Source organism: Urbifossiella limnaea, from assembly GCF_007747215.1.
GTDB lineage: Bacteria > Planctomycetota > Planctomycetia > Gemmatales > Gemmataceae > Urbifossiella > Urbifossiella limnaea.
In genome coordinates, this window is the sequence record NZ_CP036273.1 from 3,348,499 (window position 1) to 3,368,528 (window position 20,030).

At 71.0% G+C, this 20,030-nt stretch carries 12 protein-coding genes; 4 read left to right on the plus strand and 8 right to left on the minus strand.

The window, feature by feature from the left end:
- The first annotated feature begins 4 nt into the window (after positions 1-4).
- Positions 5-787 carry a nucleotidyltransferase domain-containing protein gene (locus ETAA1_RS13700; protein WP_202920877.1) on the plus strand — a complete coding sequence of 261 codons (783 nt, stop codon included), beginning with the start codon at positions 5-7 and terminating at the stop codon, positions 785-787.
- On the opposite strand, the gene ETAA1_RS13705 is transcribed toward ETAA1_RS13700, so the two are convergent.
- Positions 769-990, minus strand: a complete 222-nt coding sequence (locus ETAA1_RS13705; protein ID WP_145239059.1) for a BON domain-containing protein — start codon at positions 988-990, stop codon at positions 769-771. The genes ETAA1_RS13700 and ETAA1_RS13705 overlap by 19 nt on opposite strands.
- Positions 991-1,253: 263 nt before the next feature.
- On the opposite strand from ETAA1_RS13705, the gene ETAA1_RS13710 reads away from it, so the two are divergent.
- Positions 1,254-3,068: a hypothetical protein gene (locus ETAA1_RS13710; protein WP_145239061.1), complete on the plus strand. Its 1,815-nt coding sequence runs from the start codon at positions 1,254-1,256 to the stop codon at positions 3,066-3,068.
- Between the two features lie 15 nt (positions 3,069-3,083).
- Here ETAA1_RS13710 and ETAA1_RS13715 read toward each other — a convergent pair whose 3' ends face one another.
- A complete protein-coding gene (locus ETAA1_RS13715) occupies positions 3,084-3,950 on the minus strand; it encodes a fumarylacetoacetate hydrolase family protein (protein ID WP_145239064.1) in 867 nt (288 codons plus the stop codon).
- Between the two features lie 132 nt (positions 3,951-4,082).
- On the opposite strand from ETAA1_RS13715, the gene ETAA1_RS13720 reads away from it, so the two are divergent.
- A complete protein-coding gene (locus ETAA1_RS13720) occupies positions 4,083-5,873 on the plus strand; it encodes a hypothetical protein (protein ID WP_145239067.1) in 1,791 nt (596 codons plus the stop codon).
- A gap of 3 nt (positions 5,874-5,876) precedes the next feature.
- On the opposite strand, the gene ETAA1_RS13725 is transcribed toward ETAA1_RS13720, so the two are convergent.
- The gene (locus ETAA1_RS13725) at positions 5,877-7,358 is read right to left on the minus strand and encodes an MFS transporter (RefSeq protein WP_145239070.1); all 1,482 of its coding nucleotides are present in this window, start codon (positions 7,356-7,358) and stop codon (positions 5,877-5,879) included.
- A gap of 63 nt (positions 7,359-7,421) precedes the next feature.
- Between ETAA1_RS13725 and ETAA1_RS13730 the strand changes: the two genes are divergently transcribed.
- Entirely contained in the window at positions 7,422-9,449 is a 2,028-nt protein-coding gene (locus ETAA1_RS13730) for a S9 family peptidase (protein WP_145239073.1), read from the plus strand.
- A gap of 9 nt (positions 9,450-9,458) precedes the next feature.
- Here ETAA1_RS13730 and ETAA1_RS13735 read toward each other — a convergent pair whose 3' ends face one another.
- The 5 genes from ETAA1_RS13735 to ETAA1_RS13755 all read right to left on the minus strand — a co-directional run bounded on the left by ETAA1_RS13735 (position 9,459) and on the right by ETAA1_RS13755 (position 19,988).
- On the minus strand, positions 9,459-10,406 hold the full coding sequence (locus tag ETAA1_RS13735; protein WP_145239076.1) for a calcium/sodium antiporter: 948 nt from the start codon (positions 10,404-10,406) through the stop codon (positions 9,459-9,461).
- Positions 10,407-10,483: 77 nt separating this feature from the next.
- Entirely contained in the window at positions 10,484-11,797 is a 1,314-nt protein-coding gene (nhaA, locus tag ETAA1_RS13740) for a Na+/H+ antiporter NhaA (RefSeq protein ID WP_145239079.1), read from the minus strand.
- A gap of 21 nt (positions 11,798-11,818) precedes the next feature.
- Positions 11,819-15,178, minus strand: a complete 3,360-nt coding sequence (locus tag ETAA1_RS13745; protein ID WP_145239082.1) for an efflux RND transporter permease subunit — start codon at positions 15,176-15,178, stop codon at positions 11,819-11,821.
- Between the two features lie 9 nt (positions 15,179-15,187).
- The gene (locus ETAA1_RS13750) at positions 15,188-18,748 is read right to left on the minus strand and encodes an efflux RND transporter permease subunit (RefSeq protein WP_145239085.1); all 3,561 of its coding nucleotides are present in this window, start codon (positions 18,746-18,748) and stop codon (positions 15,188-15,190) included.
- 13 nt (positions 18,749-18,761) lie between these two features.
- On the minus strand, positions 18,762-19,988 hold the full coding sequence (locus tag ETAA1_RS13755; RefSeq protein ID WP_145239088.1) for an efflux RND transporter periplasmic adaptor subunit: 1,227 nt from the start codon (positions 19,986-19,988) through the stop codon (positions 18,762-18,764).
- Positions 19,989-20,030: the final 42 nt, after the last annotated feature.

Here is a 20,030-nt window from a genome sequence, read left to right on the forward strand (position 1 = left end):
GACCGTGGCCGACGTCGTTCACAACCTCGACCTGCCGGCGCTCGGCCGGTGGGGTACCAGCCGCATCCCCGACGCCCTCTTCCTCACCGTCAGCGGCGCGCACCTGTACGGCTTCCCGTCCGCCGACAGCGACATCGACCTGCGCGGCGCCTTCCTCGCCCCGCTGCGGCGCGTGGTGGGGTTGCGCCGGCCCGTCGAGACGGTCGAGCCGAAGGGGGAATTCGACGGCCTGGAGACGGAGGCGGTGGCGCACGAGATCGGCAAGTACTTACGGCTGCTCGCGAAGGACAACGGCTACGTACTGGAGCAGGTGTTCTCGCCGCTCGTGGCTCACGGGGCGGACTTTCTCGCGCGGCTGCGGCCGGTCGCGGCCCGGTGCGTCACGCGCGGCTGCCACCACCACTACCGCGGGTTCCTCCAGACGCAGCTACGCATGCTCGACAAGCAGAACGAGGTGCGTGCCAAGACGCTGCTATACGCCTACCGCGTGGTGTTGACCGGCATCCACCTGCTGGAGACGGGCGAGGTGCAGGCCCACCTGCCGACGCTGAACGAGCGGTTCGGGCTCGACTACATCCCGGAGTTGATCCGCCGCAAGTCGGCTGCGGAGGTGGGGACCCTGCCGGGCGAGGACGTGACGTTCCACCGCGCCGAGTTGGCCCGCTGGGAGGCGCGGCTCGACGCGGCGCACGCGACTGGCCAACTACCGGACGCGGCGCCGGCGGACGCCGTTGACGAGTTCCTGGTAAACCTGCGCCTGGGCGCGAGTCAGGCGGAGCAGACCTGAACCTCGTTCCGAAGCCTTCGCGGGCCGAGGCAGCCGCGGATGGCCTCCTGGGCCATCTGCTTGAGGTAGTAGCTGGGCACCCGACCGGTGATGACCACCTCCACCTCGCTCGTGGTTACCACGAGCCGGCGAAGGTACGTGTGCGGGCTGGCGAACAACACGTCGGCGGGCTCGAACGACGGCGGGTAATCAGACGCACTCATCGCGGCACTCCCTTGTTGATGAGCGGCACCCGGGCGCGGGCCGGAGCTGCGGGGTCGGCGCCGCCGATTCCTCACGGCGCCAGTGGACCCCAAATTCCTCTCAGATCGTAAACGGCCGATGGGCGGGTTGCAACGGCCTTTCCGGTTTTTTCGCCGAATTCTCGCGACTCCGTCACACGGGCCCGGCTCCTTGCTGGGGCGTGGCGGCGGCCGTAAAACGAGTCGGTTCGCGCCGCGCACGTCCCCACCGGACCCACCCGCTGATGACTGCTCCGCCCGCCCGGTCCTGGCTCCCGTGGCGGTCGCCGCGACTCGGCTGGTTCGCGTTCGCCGTGCTCGTCGTCGTCGGCGTTCCGCTGTTCCTGCGGATGCCCCTCTGGATCGACGCCACCCTGTACGACCTCGCGGCCCGCACCGTTCTCGCCGGCGGAGTCCACTACCGCGACGTGTTCGACACCAACACGCCCGGGTTCGTCTGGATCATGTGCGGCATCCGGGCGGTGTTCGGTACTTCGATCGAGGCCGCGCGTGCGGCCGACCTCGTCGTCGTGTCGGCCGCGGCCGCGCTGCTCTTGCGGCTGACCCGCGCCGCGGGGGCGACCGCGGCCGGTGTGGCCTGGACGGCCGCCGGCGTCGCCGGCTTCTACCTCTACGTCTCGGAGTTCAACCACCTCCAGCGTGACGTGTGGATGATGCTCCCTGTCCTTGGGGCGACGCACCTACGCATGCGCCGCGTCGCCGCCTCACGGTCCGGAGCGATGACCGACGGTAGCGTCTTCCGGTCGGCCGCACTCGAAGGGTTGGTGTGGGGGGCGGCGGTGTGGATCAAGCCGCACATCGTACCAGTGGCGGTCGTGTTGTGGGCGGTGTCGCAGGCGGGGCTCGCGGCCGGCGCCCCGCCCGGCGCGCGCGGGCGGCGGGCCGCGGCCGACCTGGTGGGCTCCCTCTCCGGCGGGCTCGTGGCAGGGGCGGCCGGGCTCGTGTGGCTGGTCGCGTCCGGCGCGTGGCCGTACTTCCTCGACGTGTTCCGGAACTGGAACACGTCGTACCTCGGGCAGATGGCCGTCGAGTTCAGCGACCGGCTCGCGTACCAGCCCGGCTACTTCCCGCCGTGGAGCCTGTTCGTCGTCGTCGCCGTACCCCTTGCGGTGCTGAACGTCGTCGTCGGCCGGCCGTGGCGCGTCCCCGGCGCGGCGGACCTGCCCGACCCCGGCGAGCGGCTGCTGCCGAACTGGCTGTACTCCGTCCCCGAGGACGCCGACGCCCGTTTCGCCCGCACCGTACTTGGCGCCTTGTACCTCTCGTGGCTGCTGACCGCGCTCTGCCTCCAGAAGCGGTTCCACTACGTGCACGTCCCCGAGACCGTGCTAATGATCGCGCTCTTCGGCGCGAACCGGTGGGTAATCGCGGCACCGGTCCTGGCCGTGCAGACGGCGGTGATGGCGTGGCTGGTCGTGGCCCCGGTCGGGCCGTGGACGTGGGGAGGGGACGCGTTCCGGCACGTCGTGTGGGCGTACCCCGACCGCAGCCCGAACCGGCTGCGCTGGTGGCCGGCGTGCTTCACCCGCGGCGTGTCGGGCGAGGTCCGCGACGGGGTGGCGTTCCAGTCCGACTACTTCGCCGGAATCGACTCGGCGGAGATCGACGAGGTGGCGGCGTTCCTTCGGACACAGGGCGTCGGCGACCGCGAGGTGATGGCGTGGAACGACTCGCCGCACGCCGTGTACCTGGCGCTCGGCGTCCGGCCGCCGATCCGCTTCATGCACCTGAGTACGGCCGCGGGTATGGGGGAGAACCAGCGCAGGTGGGTCCAAGAGGAGGTGGAGCGGGCCGCCCCCGGCGTCCGGTTCGTCGTGTCCGACCTGCTCCGGCTGTCGTCGTTCTACGCGAACGAGGATCAACACCACTTCACCAAGCCGGGGCCGGGGCCGCGCGACTTGCTCCCGCCGGTCGTGCCCCCGGAGGAACGGCAACTCTTCCCGCTGAACCAGCCCACGGTGTTCCGCTCCGGCGGCGGCCGTGGGCGGTACGTCGTCCACGTCCTGACCCGCCCCGTCGGGGACATCTACGTCCCCTGACGGACCGCCCCACCGTTACTCCGCCACGACCGGGTTGCGGAGGACGCCGATCCCCTGAATCTCGACCTCGGCCACGTCCCCGGCCTTGAGCAGCACCGGCGGCTTGCGGGCGATGCCGACGCCCGGCGGCGTGCCGGTGAAGATCAGGTCGCCCGGCTCCAGCGTCACCACCTGCGACAGGAACCACAGCATGTGCGGGACGCCGAAGATGAACTCCTTGGTGTTGGAGTTCTGCATCGTCTCGCCGTTCAGCCGCAGTTGCACCTGGAGCTTGTGGGGGTCACCCAGCTCGTCGGGCGTCACCAGCACCGGGCCGGTGGGGGCGAACGTGTCGAACGTCTTACCGATGCTCCACTGCTTCTCCTCGCCGCGGAACTGCCAGTCGCGGGCGCTCACGTCGTGGCCGCAGGTGTAGCCGCCGACGTGCTGGAACGCCGTGTCATCGTTCGGGATGTGGCGGCCGCGCTTGCCGATGACGATGACGAGCTCCGCCTCGTAGTCCACCTTCTGGGCCACCTTCGGCAGCTTGATCGGGTCGCCGCTGGCGATGAGGGTGTTCGGGTACTTGGCGAACAGGACCGGCTCGGTGGGGATGGCCTTGCCGCCCTCAATGGCGTGGTCGCGGTAATTCAGACCGACGCAAAGAATTTTCGACGGCTTCGGCACCGGCGGGAGCAGCTTCACGGCATTCGTGGCGTATCGGACGGCCTTCGAGCACTTGGCCGCGTCCGCGGCCGCAACCTTCACCCCGGCCCCGCCCGCGAGGAGATTCTTGATGCACGTCGGTAGGCCCGGGTCGGTGGCGTGCAGGTCGACGTAGTGGTCGCCGACGTGGGCGACGACGCGGGGGCCGTGGGGGGTGACGACGGTGGCGAGGCGCATCGGGGGCGGGCTCCGGTGGGTGAGGCTGATGCCTGTATTGAATGAGTCCCGCGGCCGAAGGGAAGGACGCCCGGGTTGAGCGGGCCGCGACCCGGTGCTAGAGTTCGGGATGGTTCTGATTTGGGGGTGGTGATGCGTCGGCTCCTGCTGGCACTGGCGGCGTGTGCGGTCGGCCCCGCGGCGGACGCGGGCGTGATCGTCGTCGCCAACTTCACCCCCGCCGAGGTGACGCTGACGGTGACCGAGCCGGAACGCGACAAGCAGACGATCACGCTCCAGCCGGCACAGGTGGCGCCGATCGGCGTCGGCGGCCCGGCCGTGCTCGTGGTGCCGGCGACGCCGCAGCACCTGGCCTACGACGTGGAGCCGTACAACGCCTTCGTCATTCTCCCCGACGCCCAGACGGGCCGCCGGCTGGAGGGCGTCGAACTGCCGGGGATGCCGCTGGAGCAGGACACGAAACGCGGCGCTGCCCCGAAGCGCGACCCTGTTCGCGTGCCAGTGACGCTGCTGGTGGACGACGCCGACCCGCGAGCCGAGGCGCTGTGGAAGGACTTGGTCGGCAAGCGACTGGCCGCAGCGTCGGCCGTGTTCGAGGCCCACTGCGGCATCCGCTTCGAGGTCGCCGGCTTCGCCGTGTGGAAGTCCGAGCCGCAGGCGTCCACGGTGCCAGAACTCCTGGCCGACTTCCAGCAGAAGGTGAAGGCACCGCCTGGGGGTATCGCCGTCGGCTGGACGAGCCGCAAGGTGGACGAGAAGCCACGCGAGCCGGCCCCGTTCGGCGGCAGTCGTGCGGCGCCCTCGGGTCACCTGCTGATGCGCGAGTGGACGCCGCGCGACGAAGCCGAGCGGACGGAGACGCTGGTCCACCACCTCGCCCTCGCGATGGGTGCAGTGCCGGTACCCGACGTGGGGTCGGTGATGCGCGCGCAACTGGGCAACGGCCTGGCGCTCCACGCCCAGTACAAGATGCGGTTCGACCCACTGAACGCCCTGGTGCTGAACGTGTGGGCCGACGAGCGCCGCAGCGGGAAGATCGAGAAGGCGGACGACTTGAGCCCGGCCGGCCGCGCCCGGCTGAAGCGCGTGTACGCGGCGCTGCTGAAGGCGAAGCCGGGCGAGCCGGCGGCGCTGGCTTACCTCAACGAGTTCGACCGCGACCTGGCCGCGGTGCCGAAGAAAGCAGTACCGCCGGAACCCGCCGCGCCGCCGAAGGCCGAGCTCAAGCGTGACCTGGTGGCGCGCCTGGTGGTGGCGGCGGTGACTGCGAAGGCCCGTCGGGCCGCCGCGCCCGGAGGCCCGACGGGCGACGGCCTGACCGTGCAGTACGTCCGCGCCGCGGCGACCGCAGCCCTCGCGGCCGACGTCGACGGGGTCTCAGCCGACGACCGCGTCGGCGGCTTCCTGCTCGGGCTCGCGGTGGCGCTCGACGACACCGACACGCTTGGGACTGAAGAGGCGATCCGCGAGCAGGTGGCGGGCGTGGAATCCGATAGCGCCCGCGCCGAGCGGCGCGAGGTGCTGGGGAACCCGACGGTCCACGGCCGCCGCGACCTGTGCCGCCGCTTCGCCGCGGGAGTTGCGTTGGGCGAACTCCTTCCGCGACAGGCCGCCGAAGCCGCGGCCGTGTCCCGCACCTTTCAGGCGCTCGACGGCCCGCGCCCCGCCGGGATTGGTCTGTCGCCGCTGGCCGCGGAACTAGCCGGCATCGAGTTCACCCGCTTGCCGCGTGAAGACCTGGCACGCCTGACGCAGCTCGCGTCGCTGCCGAACACGACGGGCCTAATGCCGGACGTGGTCGGTCTGCCCGACGGCTTCTCGGCGGAGCGGTTCACCGCCCGCTACGGCTCGGCAACGGACGCACGCTTCCAGGCGGCGCTCGACGACCTGCGCCGCCGTGTACGACCCGCCGCGAAGCCGTAGCGATCATTCCGGCAGCGGCCGGCCCTTTGTCTCAGGGGCGATCATGATGAGCACCAGCCCCACGGCGTAGACGCCGGCCACGACCGCACACGCCCGGCCGTAGTCGTCGTCGAACGCGGCCAGCAACGCCGGCATTTGGAGGTTCCCCGCCGCAGCGATGATGCGGCCGAAGTTGAACCCGAAGCCTTGCCCGGTAGCGCGGACAGCCGTGCGGAACAGCTCCGGCAAGTACAGCGGCAGCCAGCCGTAGAACCCCGCGGTCACGAACCCCATCAGCCCGGCCGTCATCACGAACGTCGGCCCGTACTCCGTGTTCAGCTGGTAGAACCCGACGATGGTCGCGAGAGACGCGACGCACAACGCCGCGTAGGCGGGTCGCCGGCCGATCAAGCCCCCGAGCAGCGCCGCCGCCACGCACCCCGCGGCCGCCCCGAGCGACGACGAGATTTGGATGATCGGCCGCGCCTCGGGCACGTCGCCGAAGGGCAGCTTGCCGACCCACTGGTACATCCACATGACGCCGCTCCACGTGGCGAGCAGCGGCACGCCGCTCAGTCCGGCGGCGAGGAGCATTCGTCCTAGCGTCTCGCGCCGGGCCGCGGGGGCCAGGCCGCTGCGACGGAGGTAGCCGCGTGCGGGGTGGAGGTAGCCGAGCGTCACGAGCACAACGCCGAGCAGCGAGCCGCCGAGTTGTGCGGCGAACGGCACGTCCTTCCGCGCCCACAGGAAAACGACGCCGCCGGCGGCCGCGGCTCCGCCGAGCACCGCGAGCAGATCGACGCCCGACCAGTACGACGCCCGCCCGGCCGCCTTCTCGCGCTCCCACTTTTCCGACTCGGGGACGAACAGCCGGATGAACAGCGTCAGCAGCGCCGGCACCGCGCCCGCTAGCATTAGCAACCGCCAGTTGCGGTTCGCCGTCAGTGCGTCGGCCGTACCTTCGGCGAGGCCGACGGACTGCAGCGCGGCAGCCAGTTCGGTGGCGCCGACGCGCGTCAGGCCGAGCGCGATCAGCCCGCAGACGGTGTAGCCGAGGTTGCCGAACGCCCCGATCCAGCCGGCGAGCGCCGCCCGCGACGTGTTCGGCCACAGTTCCATCACCAGCGCGACGCCGAGTGCCCACTCGCCGCCCATGCCGAGCGCCCCGAGGAAGCGCAGCGCCGTGAGCTGCAACGGCGTGGCCGACGCGGCGCTCAGGCCGCTGCACAGCGAGTACAGCAGCACGCTGGCCGTCATCGCCCGCACCCGTCCGACCTTGTCGCCGAGCCACCCGAACACGACGCCGCCGGTCGCGGCCCCGATGAGGAACGCGGCGAGCACCACCGCGTACCACAGGTCGAGCTCGGCCTGCGCCGGCGAGCCGCCGAGGAGTTCGCGGAGCGCGTCCTTGCCGACGAGCGGGAACAGGCCCATCTCCATGCCGTCGAACATCCAGCCGAGGAGGGCGGCGGCGAGGGCGAGGCGGCGGCCGCGGGCGGCGGTCATGTCGAGTCTCGCGGGAGGGCGTGTGTCCGGTTACAGTATCGGGATTCCCGCCCGGAGCCTCCCATGCGCCGAACCGCGTTCCTCGTTCTCCTCTTCGTCGTACCACCCGCTGCGGCACAACCGCGGCCGGTCACGCCCGCCGACTATGCCGGCGTCGCGACGGCCAACGAAGTCGCGGTTTCGCCGGACGGTACTCAGGTCGCGTACACCGTCGCCACGTGGGACGAGACGGCCGACAACCGCCGCACCGACCTGTGGGTGACGACCACCGACGGGAAGGGGACGCCGCGACGGCTGACCTCCGGGCGTGCCAACGACCGCCACCCGAAGTGGGCCGCCGACGGCTCCGCGGTGTACGTCGTCCGCAACGTCAAGGAGAAGGACGCGAAGGTGCCGCCGCGCGACGGGTCGTCGCAGGTGTGGCGAGTCGGCGTGAACGACAAGGCTGCATCGGCCGCGCTCACGACGGTGAAGGGCGGCGTGACGGGCTACGACCTCGCCGCCGCAGCCGGCTACGTGTTCTACACCGCCGACGATGAAGTGACCGACCCCGACGACTTCCTGAAGCTCCGCGAGCGCTACCCGCGGATCGAGTACGGCCATGGCAAGCGGAAGGTGTCGGTGCTGTACCGCGTGCCCACATCCGAGGGCGATGTGCTCACGATCCACGCCGGAAAGCGGTACATCCGCGAGTTCGCCGTCACCACCGACGGCAAGCGTGTGGCGATGATTACCGCCCCGGACGACACCGTCATCCGCTGGGAAGGCGACTCGCGCGTCGACGTGTGGGAGGCCGGAAAGGTCACGGTCACCGACCAGGCGTGGAAAAAGTCCGCGTCGTCGCCGTGGCCGTGGCTCGAAGGGCTAGCGTGGAACCCGTCCGGCAACCGCCTCGCGTACGGCACGATCTTCGACGCCTATCCCGCCGAGGTCGTTGTGTGCGACCACGACGGCGGGAACTGGGCCGCGGGAAAGGTGAAGCGCGACGGCTGGCAGGTCCGCGGCTACGGCTCCCCGCTGGCGTGGAGGAGTGACGCGGTGCTCGGCCTCCTCACCGACGACCAGGCACGCGTCGGCTTCGCGGAATACGACACGACGAAGCAAACCACCGACCGCCAACCGCTCGACGGCGTGACCTACGGGTTCGCCTACGTCCCGGGTGGGAGCGGGCGGCGCGTGGCGATTCTCGGCACGCCTCAGAGCCTCGGCGAGTTGTGGTACTTTGGCGGGCCGGGCGCGCGGACCGGCATCAGCGATCTCAACCCGCAGGCGAAGGACTGGCGACTTCCGAGCGTCGAGCGCGTCACCTGGACCGCCCCGGACGGTACGAAGGTCGGCGGCGCCCTCGAACTCCCGCCGGACTACAAGAAGGGTTCCCGCAAGTTGCCGCTCGTCGTGGCCATCCACGGCGGCCCGACCACGAGCAGCACGGCGGCGCTGCAGTTCGACCCGCACAACGGCCGGCTGTACTTCGCCGCCGCGGGGTACGCCGTACTCGCCCCCAACTACCGCGGCTCGACCGGCTACGGCGACAAGTTCACCACCAACCTGATCGGCCGCGAGAACGACCTCGACGTGAAGGACATCCTGGCTGGCATCAGGCACCTGATCGACGCCGGCATCGCCGACCCGGACCGCGTCGCAGTGATGGGCTGGAGCAACGGCGGCTACCTCACCAACTGCCTGATTTCGCTGGCGGATTCGCCCGTCCGCGTCCGCGCGGCCAGCAGCGGGGCCGGCATCCTGGACACGGTCGCCGAGTGGGGCTTCAACGACGAGCCGGCGTACCCGCGTGTGTTCAAGAAGGGGCTGCCGTGGGAGCAGCCCGACCTGTACCGTCGCACGTCGCCGACGTACCAGCTCGGTAACGTCAAGACGCCGACGCTGATCCACGTCGGGGAGAAGGACGACCGCTGCCCGCCGGGCCACAGCCGGATGCTGTACCGGGCGCTGCGCGAGAACTTGAGCGTGCCGACGCAGTTGTGCGTGTACCCCGGCGAGCCGCACGGCCTCGGCAAGCTGTCACACCGACGGGCCAAGATGGAGTGGGACCTCGCGTGGTTCAACCGCTACCTCCGAGCGGACCGGTAGCTCGATCCGCTACGTGCGCGATACCTGCCAGGCCACGAAGCCGGCGTACGCGGCGACGAGCCCGGCCCCCTCCCACCGGTGGACTCGCAGCCCGTTGCCGACGACCGCGAGTAGCAGGACGGCGAACCCTGTCATCACCGGCAACTCGGCGGTCAGGGCCGCGGCGGGGACGGGCACCGGCCGGACGAGTGCGGTCGTCCCCAGGATGAGGAGGATGTTGAACAGGTTCGACCCGGCGACGTTGCCGAGCACCAGGTCGGCCTCCCCGCGGATCGCCCCGGCGATGCACGCAGCAAGTTCTGGCAGGGACGTGCCGACGGCGACCACGGTGAGGCCGATTAGCCACTCGCTCACCCCGAGCCCGCGGGCCAGTTCGACCGCAGCCGTGACCATGAGGTGAGCACCGCCGATCAGTCCACCCAGCCCGGCCACAACCAGCACCGCCGCGACCGAGACCCGCAACTGGCCTGCGACGGCCTGCCCGATCTCGGCCTTCACCGCCGGCGGCTCGGCCCGCGCGACCCGGTACATGTACACCGCCGCCCCGGCGAACCCGAGCAGCAGAACACCTCCGTCGGCCCGACCCACCCGCCCGTCACAACTCAGCACCCAGAGGAGCAGCGACGCCCCGATGACCGACGGCACCTCGACCTTCAACAGCCGCATGCCGGCGGCCAGCGGGGCCACCACGGCCGCAACCCCGAGAACCAGCCCGACGTTCGCGACGTTGCTCCCGATCACGTTCCCGACCGCGATTTCCGGGGTGTCGGCGAGGGCCGCCGAGAGGGAGACGACCAGTTCCGGGGCGGACGTGCCGAACCCCACGACGGTGAACCCGACGACGAACGGGGGGACACCCAGCGCCCGGGCCACCCTCCCCGCCCCGCGGACGAGCCACTCGGCACCGGTCCCGAGTACTGCCAGCCCTACGACGAAGAGTAGCAGGTGGGTCAGCATGAGGCTCCGATCGGTGATCGTACGGTGTCGGCGGCGCCGCCCACGCGGCCCGCTTCGCACCCGCGCAGGCCGGTCGGTCAGGCCTTCGCACGGCCGGCAATCATCAGCACGACCGCCCCGAGAACGGCACTCGCCGTCGAGCCGGCGAGGATGCCCACTTTCGCGGCGGTGAGGTGGGCCGGGTCGTCGAACGCGAGCCCGGCGACGAACAGCGACATCGTAAACCCGATGCCGGCGAGAGCCCCGCCGCCGCCCATCATCAGCCAGTTCACCCCGGCCGGCAGTTGCGCCACGCCGGCCCGGACCGCCAGCCAGGCGAACGCGACCACCCCGACCGGTTTGCCGACGACCAGCCCGGCGACGACTGCGAGCGCGACCGGGTCGAGGACCGCTCCCGGCCGCAACGCGACGCCGGCGTTCACCAGCGCGAACAGCGGCATGATGACGAACCCGACCCACGGGTGCAGGGCGTGTTCGAGCCGCGACAGCGGCGACAACCCCTCGCGCGCCACGTACCCGACGGACCTCAGCGCGTCGAACCGCTCGTCGCCGTCGCCCGGGGCGCGGACGAGGGCGTCGCGGAGCACGTCGGTGAGCGTCTTGTCGCCGACCCAGGCGCTGGCCGGGGTGAGGAGGCCGAGCAGCACGCCGGCCACGGTCGGGTGGACGCCGGACTTGTACACGGCCAGCCAGATGCCGGCCCCGACCACGACGTACACCGGCACGGCCCGCACGCCGGCCCGGTTCAGCCCGTAGGTGACCCCGAACCCCAGCGCCGCGAGCCCGAGCATGCCCCACGCCAGCCCCCCGCTGTAGAACGCGGCGATCACCACGACCGCGCCGATGTCGTCGGCAATCGCAAGCGACAGCAGCGTGATCTTCAGCCCGAACGGCACCCGCCGGCCGAGCAGAGCCATGACGCCGACGACGAACGCGATGTCGGTGGCCATCGGCACGCCCCACCCCCGGGCCGCCGGGGAGCCGCCGCGGAGTGCCAGATAGATGCCGGCCGGCACGAGCATGCCGCCGAGCGCGGCCGCGACCGGGAGCGCAGCCTTCCGCGGGTCGCGCAGCTCGCCGGCCGCCATCTCGCGCTTGATCTCCAGGCCGACGACGAAAAAGAAGATCGTCATCAGCACGTCGTTCACGACGAAGTGGCCGAGCTCGCCGCCGAGCCGGAACCCGTCGACCTCGAGCCACACCGGGGTGTGCCAAAAGTGTTCGTAGGCCGGGCCGATCGGCGAGTTGGCCGCAGCGAGCGCCACGGCGGTGCACACGAGCAGCACGATTCCGCCCGCCGACTCGACGGCCAGGAACTGGGCCAGCGGCCGGGTGAACCGGCGGACGGGCGTGTCCGGGATGTGGCTCGAACCGGATGTCTGCGGTTGCACGGCGACCCCGAGAATCGGTCGTTACCGGATGCGGTCCGTCACCCACTGCACGGCGACGTAGAAGACCGGGGTGAGGAAGATACCGAATGCCGTGACGCCGACCATCCCCGCGAACACCGCCGTGCCGAGCGCCCGCCGCATCTCGGCGCCCGCGCCCTCGGCCAGCACCAGCGGCACCACGCCGATGATGAACGCCACCGAGGTCATCACGATCGGCCGCAGCCGCAGCCGACACGCTTCGACGGCCGCGGCGCGGCGGGTGGCCCCGTCGTCGTGCCGCTGCTTGGCGAACTCCACGATCAGAATGGCGTTCTTGCACGCCAGGCCGACCAGCACCACGAACCCGACCTGCGTGAAGATGTTGATTTCGAGCCCCGCCAGCCGCACGCCCGCGGCCGCGCTCAGGAGGCACATCGGCACCACGAGGATGACCGCGAGCGGCAGCGCCCAGCTCTCGTACTGCGCGGCCAGCACCAGGAACACCAGCACCACCGACAGCAGGAACGCCTTCGCGGCCGTGTCCTTCGTCTGGAGCTGGAGGAACGCCAACTCTGTCCACTCGGTCCGCATGTTCGGCGGCAGCTTGTCGGCAGCGGCCCGTTCCAACGCCGCGATCGCCTCGCCGGAACTCACGCCCGGCGCGGGCGTCGCCGTGACCGGGGCCGCGGGGTACAGGTTGTAGCGGTACACCATCACCGGGCCGGTCACGTCGTCGCGCACCTTCAGCACGCCGCCGAGCGGCACCATGTGCTCCACGCCCTCCGGCATCCGGGGGTTCCGCACGCGGATCCGCTTCAGGTCGTCGACGCGGCGGCGGTAGTCGGCGCGGGCCTGCACGTTCACCTGCCACGTCCGGCCGAACCGGTTGAAGTCGTTCACGTACAGCGACCCGAAGTACACCTGCAGCGCGCTCACGATCTCCGACACCGGCACGCCGATCATCTGAGCACCGACGCGGTCGATCTCCAGGTACAGCCACGGCGTGTCGGCGCGGAAGCCGCTGAAGGTGTCTCGCAGTTCCTTCCCCTCGCCGGCCGCGTCGGCGACGGCCTTCCCGACCGCTTCCAGCTCCGCCGGGTCGGTCGCCCCGGGCTCCTCGATCACCAGTTTGAACCCGCCCGCGGTGCCGAGGCCGTCCACGGCCGGGGCGCCGAACACGTTCACCCGCGCCCCCGGCAGCTTGGCATTAAAGTCGGCCTGCAACCGCGCCGCGATGGCCTCCGCGCCCAACTCGTGCGACCGGCGGTTGGGGAAGTCGTCGAGCAGAACGTACAGCGTGCCGAAGTTCGGTGCGTTCGCCCCGAGCAGCACCGACTGCCCCGACACGCTGACCGTGTGCCGCACCCCCGGCGTGCCCCGGGCCAGGTCTTCGAGCTTCCGCATCTCCGCGGCCGTGCGGCCGAGTGACGCGGCGTCCGGCAGCTGGACGTTCACCAGCAGGAACCCCTTGTCCTGGTCGGGGATGAAGCCGCTCGGGGCGGTGGCGAGGGCGTGGTACGTCAGGTACAGCAGCCCGCCGTAGCCGACGAGCACCAGCGGCGCCCCGCGGAGCATCAGCCCCACGACGCGGACGTAGCCTTCGGTCGCGGCGTCGAACCCCCGGTTGAAGCCGGTGAACAGCACCCCGAGGACGCGGTTCAGCACGACCCGCAGGGCATACCCGGCAACCGCGCCGACGACTCCCGCGGCCAGCGGCACGACCCACCCGGCGAGCGGCGGCAGGTGCGGCCGGAGGTGGTCGGTGAGGTACAGGTACGCGAGAGCGGCGCCGGCGAGCGGGAACGCGACCCGCGGCAGCGGCTCGCGCCCCGAGGCGTCGGTGTGCGGCTTCAGCAGCAGGGCGCAAAGCGCGGGGCTGAGCGTGAGCGACACGAACACGCTCAGGAGCGTGCTGACCGCGATGGTGACGGCGAACTGGCGGTAGAACTCGCCGACGATGCCGCTGATGAACACGCACGGCACGAACACCGCCGACAGGACCAGCCCCACCGCGATGACCGGCCCCGCCACCTGCTGCGTGGCGAGGATGGTCGCGTCGCGCGGGGCCAGGCCGCGCTCGACGTGGTGCTGCACCGCCTCGACCACGACGATGGCGTCGTCCACGACGATGCCGACCGCCAGCACGAGGCCGAACAGCGTCAGGTTGTTCACCGTGTAGCCGAGCGCCGCCATTGCCGCGAACGTGCCGACGATGGCCACGGGCACGGCCGCGAGCGGGATCACCGCGGCCCGCCAGCTTTGCAGGAACACGAGCATCACGACCGCGACGAGGATGACGGCGTCGCGGAGAGTGCGGAACACCTCGACGATCGACTCGTCGATGAACGGCGTGGTGTCGTACACGATCGCGTAGTCGATCCCCTCGGGGAACTTGGAGCGAAGCTCCTCCATCTTCTCCTTCACACCGCGGGCCGTGTCCAGGGCGTTCGTACCGGGCAGCTGGTACACCGAGAGCGCCACCGACGGCCGGCCGTCGAGGGTGCAGGTCTGGTCATAATTCAGCGCCCCGAGCTCGGCCTCGGACACGTCGCGCATCCGCACCACGCGGCCGTCGGCGTCACTCTTCAGAATCATGTCGGCGAACTGCTCGGGCACCGCCAGCCGGCCCAGCGTGTTGATCGTGTACTGGAACGCCTGCCCGGTCGGGGCCGGCGGCTGGCCCACCTGCCCGGCCGCGACCTGCGCGTTCTGCTGCTGGACGGCTTTCACCACGTCGTCGGCCGACACGCCCTTCGACGCCATGCGGTCGGGGTCGAGCCAGAGCCGCATCGAGTAGTCGCGCTGGCCGAGGTACGTGATGTCGCCGACGCCGGGGAGCCGGGCCAGCTCGTCGCGGAGGCGGATGGTGGCGTAGTTGCTGAGGTACAGAAGCGCCTCCTGCCGCCGGGCCTCGGCCGCGTCGCGCTCCCGCTTCGGGGCGTCGGCCGGCGGGTCGGTCAGGGGCGCCGTCGAGTACAGGTTGATGATCATCAGCTGGCTCGGCGACTTCTTCTTCACCAGCAGCCCGCGGCGGGTCACCTCGGCCGGCAGCTTCGGGGCGGCGAGGTTCACGCGGTTCTGCACCAGCACCTGCGCGATGTTCAGGTCCACCCCGGGCCGGAACGTCACCGTCAGCGTGTACGTGCCGTCGTTGGTGCAGGTGCTGGACATGTACAGCATGTCCTCGACGCCGTTTACCTGCTCCTCGATCGGGGCCGCGACCGTGTCGGCCACGACGCGCGCGTTCGCCCCCACGTACACCGCCGACACCTCGACCGTCGGCGGCGTGATCTCCGGGTACTGCGCCACCGGCAGCGTGGACAGCGCCACCGCCCCGGCCAGCACGATGAGTGTGGACAGCACGGTGGCGAAGATCGGACGGTCGATGAAGAACCGCGTCATGGGTGGGGCTTACGCTCCGAAGCGGTTGCGGGCGAGGCGGCGGACGCCGGCCGCGGCGGACAGGAGGGCAGGGCGGACGAACCGGAATCCGACCACGTACAGCACCCCCCGGCCGGCTGCGACCGCGTACGGGTGCGTGAACAGCCGGGAGTGCGTGACCCGGTCCACGACGGCGAAGAAGATCGGCGTCAGTACCACGCCGAACACGGTAACGCCGATCATGCCGCCGAGCACGGCGATGCCGAGCGCCTGGCGCATCTCGGCGCCGGCCCCGCGGGCCACGGCCAGCGGCAGCACGCCGAGGATGAACGCCACCGAGGTCATCATGATCGGCCGGAAGCGGAGGGTACACGCCTCCAGGATGGCGGTGCGGAGGTCGGCCCCGGCGTCGCGGCGGACCTTGGCGAACTCGACGATCAGGATGGCGTTCTTGCACGCCAGACCGATCAGCACCACGAACCCGACCTGCGTGAAGACGTTGATGTCCTGCTTGAACGTCCCGAGCCGGCCGAGCGGCTTCGACACCGGGGAAATGGCGTTCGCGTCGAGCCACTCGCCGCCCGAAAGCAGCCGCCCGCCGAACCCGCCCCACCAGTCGGGAGTGACACCCGCCTGTCGCAGCGACTCGGCGGCCGAGCCGGGGTCGGTGACCCACACCGCGGCGAGCGAGCAGGCCACGCACACCGGAACCACCAGGATCACGGCCATCGGGAACGCCCAGCTCTCGTACAGCGCCGCCAGGATGAGGAACACGAACGACACGGACAGCAGGAACACCAGCACCGTCGTCTGCCCGCGGAACGAGAACCCGCCGGGGAGCCGCAGCTCGGCGCGGTTCGCCAGGTCTTCGAGGTAGAACAGCTCGGTCCACTCCGCGGCCATGGTCCCCTGAGGCAGCTCGTCTTCGGCGAGGCGTTCGAGCAGGGCGCGGGCGTCGCCGGTGCTCACGCCGGCGGCCACGTTCCCGTTCACCGCCGCCGCGGGGTACGTGTTGTACCGCGAGATGACGAGGGGGCCGGCCTGCACCCGCACGTCCGTCACCGCCGCGAGCGGCACCATCTGGCCGGCGTTGTTACGAACCTTCAGCTTGCGGATGTCTTCGAGCTGGTTGCGGAACGGGCCGTCGGCCTGCACGTTCACCTGCCACGTCCGGCCGAACCGGTTGAAGTCGTTGACGTACCGGCTCCCCATGCCGCCCTGGAGCGTGGCGTACACGTCGGTCAGGTCCACGCCGTGCGTCAGGCACGCGGCCCGGTCCACGTCGAGAAACACCTGCGGGCTGTTCGTCTTGTACACCGTGAACAGCCCGTTCACCTGCGGCTGCTGGTTGGCCCGGTCCACGAACGCCTTCGTCGTCCGCTCCAGCGCGTCGGCGCCGGCCCCGCCGCGGTCCTCGATCATGACGCGGAAGCCGCCGGCGCGGCCGAGGCCGGACACGGCCGGCGCCCCGAACACGTTCACTTGCGCCCCCGGCACCTTCTGCGCGTACCGGTCGGCGAGTGCCTTCGCCACCACCGGCGCGAACAGCTTTGGGTCGCGGCGCTCGTCGAAATCCTTGAGGATGACGAACATCGACCCGAAGTTCGAGCCGTACGCGCTGAGCACGAACGAGTTGCCGGCGATGCCGTTGACGTGGGCGACCGGCCGTACCTTCTTCTGCCACGTCGTCGCGCCGTCCTTCTCGACCATCTCCGCACCCTCTTCGCCTTCCCTCGCGGCGACCGGCACCTCGTACTCCAGTGCGACGCGGGCCAGTTCCTGCAACACCTCCACCGTGCGCTCGGCGGACGACGCGTCGGGGAGTTGCAGGCTCGCGATCAGGTAGCCCTTGTCCTGCTGCGGGATGAACCCGGTCGGGAGCTGGCGGTAGCCGTACACGCCGGCCGCGATCAGGCCCGCATAGCCGGCGAGGATCAGCACCGGGACGCGGAGGCCGAAGCCGACGACGCGGACGTACGTGCGGTTCGACCAGCCGAAGAAGCGGTCGAAGCCGCGGCCGAACAGCGTCAGCGGGAGCAGCACGCGCGACACCTGCCGGCCGAGCCACGTGGTCGGCGCGGCGCCGTGCTTCGGGCGCAGAAGGATGGCCGCGAGGGCGGGGCTGAGCGTCAGCGAGTTCAGCGTCGACAGGAGCGTACTGACCGCGATGGTGAGGGCGAACTGCCGGAAAAACGAGCCGATGATGCCGGACAGGAAGGCGCACGGCACGAACACCGCGGCCAGCACCACGCCCACGGCGATGACCGGGCCGCTCACCTCGTCCATCGCGCGGATGGTCGCCTCGCGCGGGGGGAGCCCCTGGTCGAGCTTGTGCTGCACCGCCTCGACCACGACGATGGCGTCGTCCACGACGATGCCGACTGCCAGCACGAGGCCGAACAGCGTCAGGTTGTTCACGCTGAACCCGGCCAGGTACATCGCCGAGAACGTGCCGACGATCGCCACCGGCACCGCGGCCAGCGGGATGATCGCCGCCCGCCAGCTCTGCAGGAACACGAGCACCACCAGCGCCACGAGGATGATCGCGTCGCGGAGGGAGTACACGACCTCCTTGATGGAGTCCTTGATGAACGGGGCCGTGTCGTAGCCGATCTCCCACCGGATGCCCGGCGGGAACTCCTTGCCCAGCCGCTCCATCCGCCCCAGCACCTCGGCCGACGTTTCGACGGCGTTCGCGTTCGACATCAGGAAGATGCCGAGGCCGGTGGTCGGCTTGCGGTCGAACCGGCTGTTCACGTCCTGGGCCTTCGCCCCGAGCTCGACGCGGGCCACGTCCTTGATCTTCACCACCTGACCGGCCTCGCCGACCTTCACGACGATCTCGGCGAACTCCGCCTCGTGCGTCAACCGGCCGAGGCCCGACACGGTGAACTCGAACGGCGTCGCCCCGTCGCCGTCGGCCTGCCCGACGCGGCCGGCGACGATGGAGAGGTTCTGCTGGCGCAGGGCGGCGACCACGTCGGCGGGCGTGAGCGACAGCGCCGCGAGCCGCTCGGGGTTCACCCAGACGCGCATGGCGTAGTCGCGCTGGCCGAAGATGGTCACGTCGCTGACGCCGGGGACGCGGGCGATCTCCTCGCGGACGCGGAGCAGGGCGTAGTTGCTGAGGTAGGTCTGGTCGTAGGTGCCGTCCGGGCTGTTCATGCTGACGGTCATCAGCAGCTCGGGCGAGCGCTTTCGCGTGGTGACGCCGGTGGCGCGGACCACGTCCGGGAGCTGCGGCATCGCCAGGGCCACGCGGTTCAACACGCGCACCTGCGCCATGTTCAGGTCGGTGCCGGGGCGGAACGTGACGGTGAGGGTGTAGCTGCCGTCGCTGGTACACTGCGAGGTCATGTACAGCATCTCCTCGACGCCGTTGACCTGCTGCTCGACGGGCGAGGCGATGGTCTGCGAGACGACCGAGGCGCTGGCCCCGGGGTAGTTGCAGTCCACCTGGACGGTGGGCGGCGTGACCGACGGGTACTGCGACACCGGCAGCACCGGGGCGGCGAGCGCCCCGGCCAGGGTGACGACCAGCGACAGCACGGCCGCGAAGATCGGCCGGTCGATGAAGAAGCGGGGGATCACGCGGCTCGCCGGGTTATTGCTTCGCGGTCGGCGCCGCCTTCGGGTTCACCTTCAGGCCGGCGCGCACGCGCTGCAGCCCGCTCACCACGACGCGCTCGCCGGGCCGCACGCCGTCGTCGATCACGCGGAGCCTTCCCTCCTGCGCCCCGAGCTGTACCCGGCGGTACTGCGCCTCGTCCTTGTCGTTCAGCACGAACACGAACCGCTGCCCCTGGTCGGCGCCGATCGCCTCCTCGGGAATCAGCACCGCCGGGTGCTCGCGGCCGACCGGGAACCGCACCCGCACGAACATCCCCGGCGACAGCAGCCGCGCGGCGTTGATGTCGGCCCCGGTCGCGGCCGCGCCGCCGACCACGGCCGGCAGGCCGGCCCGCTGGAGCGTGGGGTTCCGCATCTCGCCGCGGAAGCGGAGGGTGCCGGTGCCCACGTCGAGCTGGTTGTCCACGAAGGTCAGCGGGGCGGTGAACGAGTAGCCGTCCTCGTCGGCGAGCCCGACCCGCACGGTGATCGGGCTCTCCCGCGCCGACGGGACGCGGCCCTCGGCGACCAGCCGGCGGATGCGGAGCAGGGTGCGCTCGTCGATGTCGAACACGACGTAGATGGGGTCGAGCACGACGAGGCGCGTCAGGACCGTCTCGTTCTCCTTGACGACGTTGCCGGGGTCCACCATCGCCTTGCCGAGGCGGCCGGTGTAGCGCGACTTGATGCGGGTGTAGCCGAGCGTGGTGGCGGCCTTCTCCAGGTCGTACTCGGCGACCTTCACCGCGGCCTCGGCGGCCTGGAACTCGGCGGCCGTCTTCGCGTACTCGTCGGCCGAGATGACGCCCTGGTCGCGCGACTTCTCGGCCGTGTTCAGCAGCGTTTTGGCCAGGTCACGCTTGGCCCGCGACAGCTTGAGGCTGGCGTCCGCGCCGTCGGCCTGGGCCTTGTAGAAGCGGGCGTCCAGGTCGAACAGCGGCGTGCCCTCGGGGAGGAACGCCCCGTCCTTGAAGTGGACGCGGTCCAGCAGCGCCGTCAGCTGGGGCTTCACGTCCACGACCTTGTACGCCTCGGTGCGGCCGGTGAAGTCCTCGAAGTCGGTCACGCCCTTCACCACCGGCAGGGCCACGACCACGTCCGGCGCCGACGCCTTCACCAGCGGCGGCGGCGGCTTCGCGCACCCGAGTGCGACGGCGACGAGCAGGCCGAGCGCGAACGCGGCGGCGGGGCGGGCCAGGGCGGGGAAGGGGAGTTGCGTCATGGGTTCCGCGAGAACCGGAGGGAGGCGGTAGCGGATACCGCG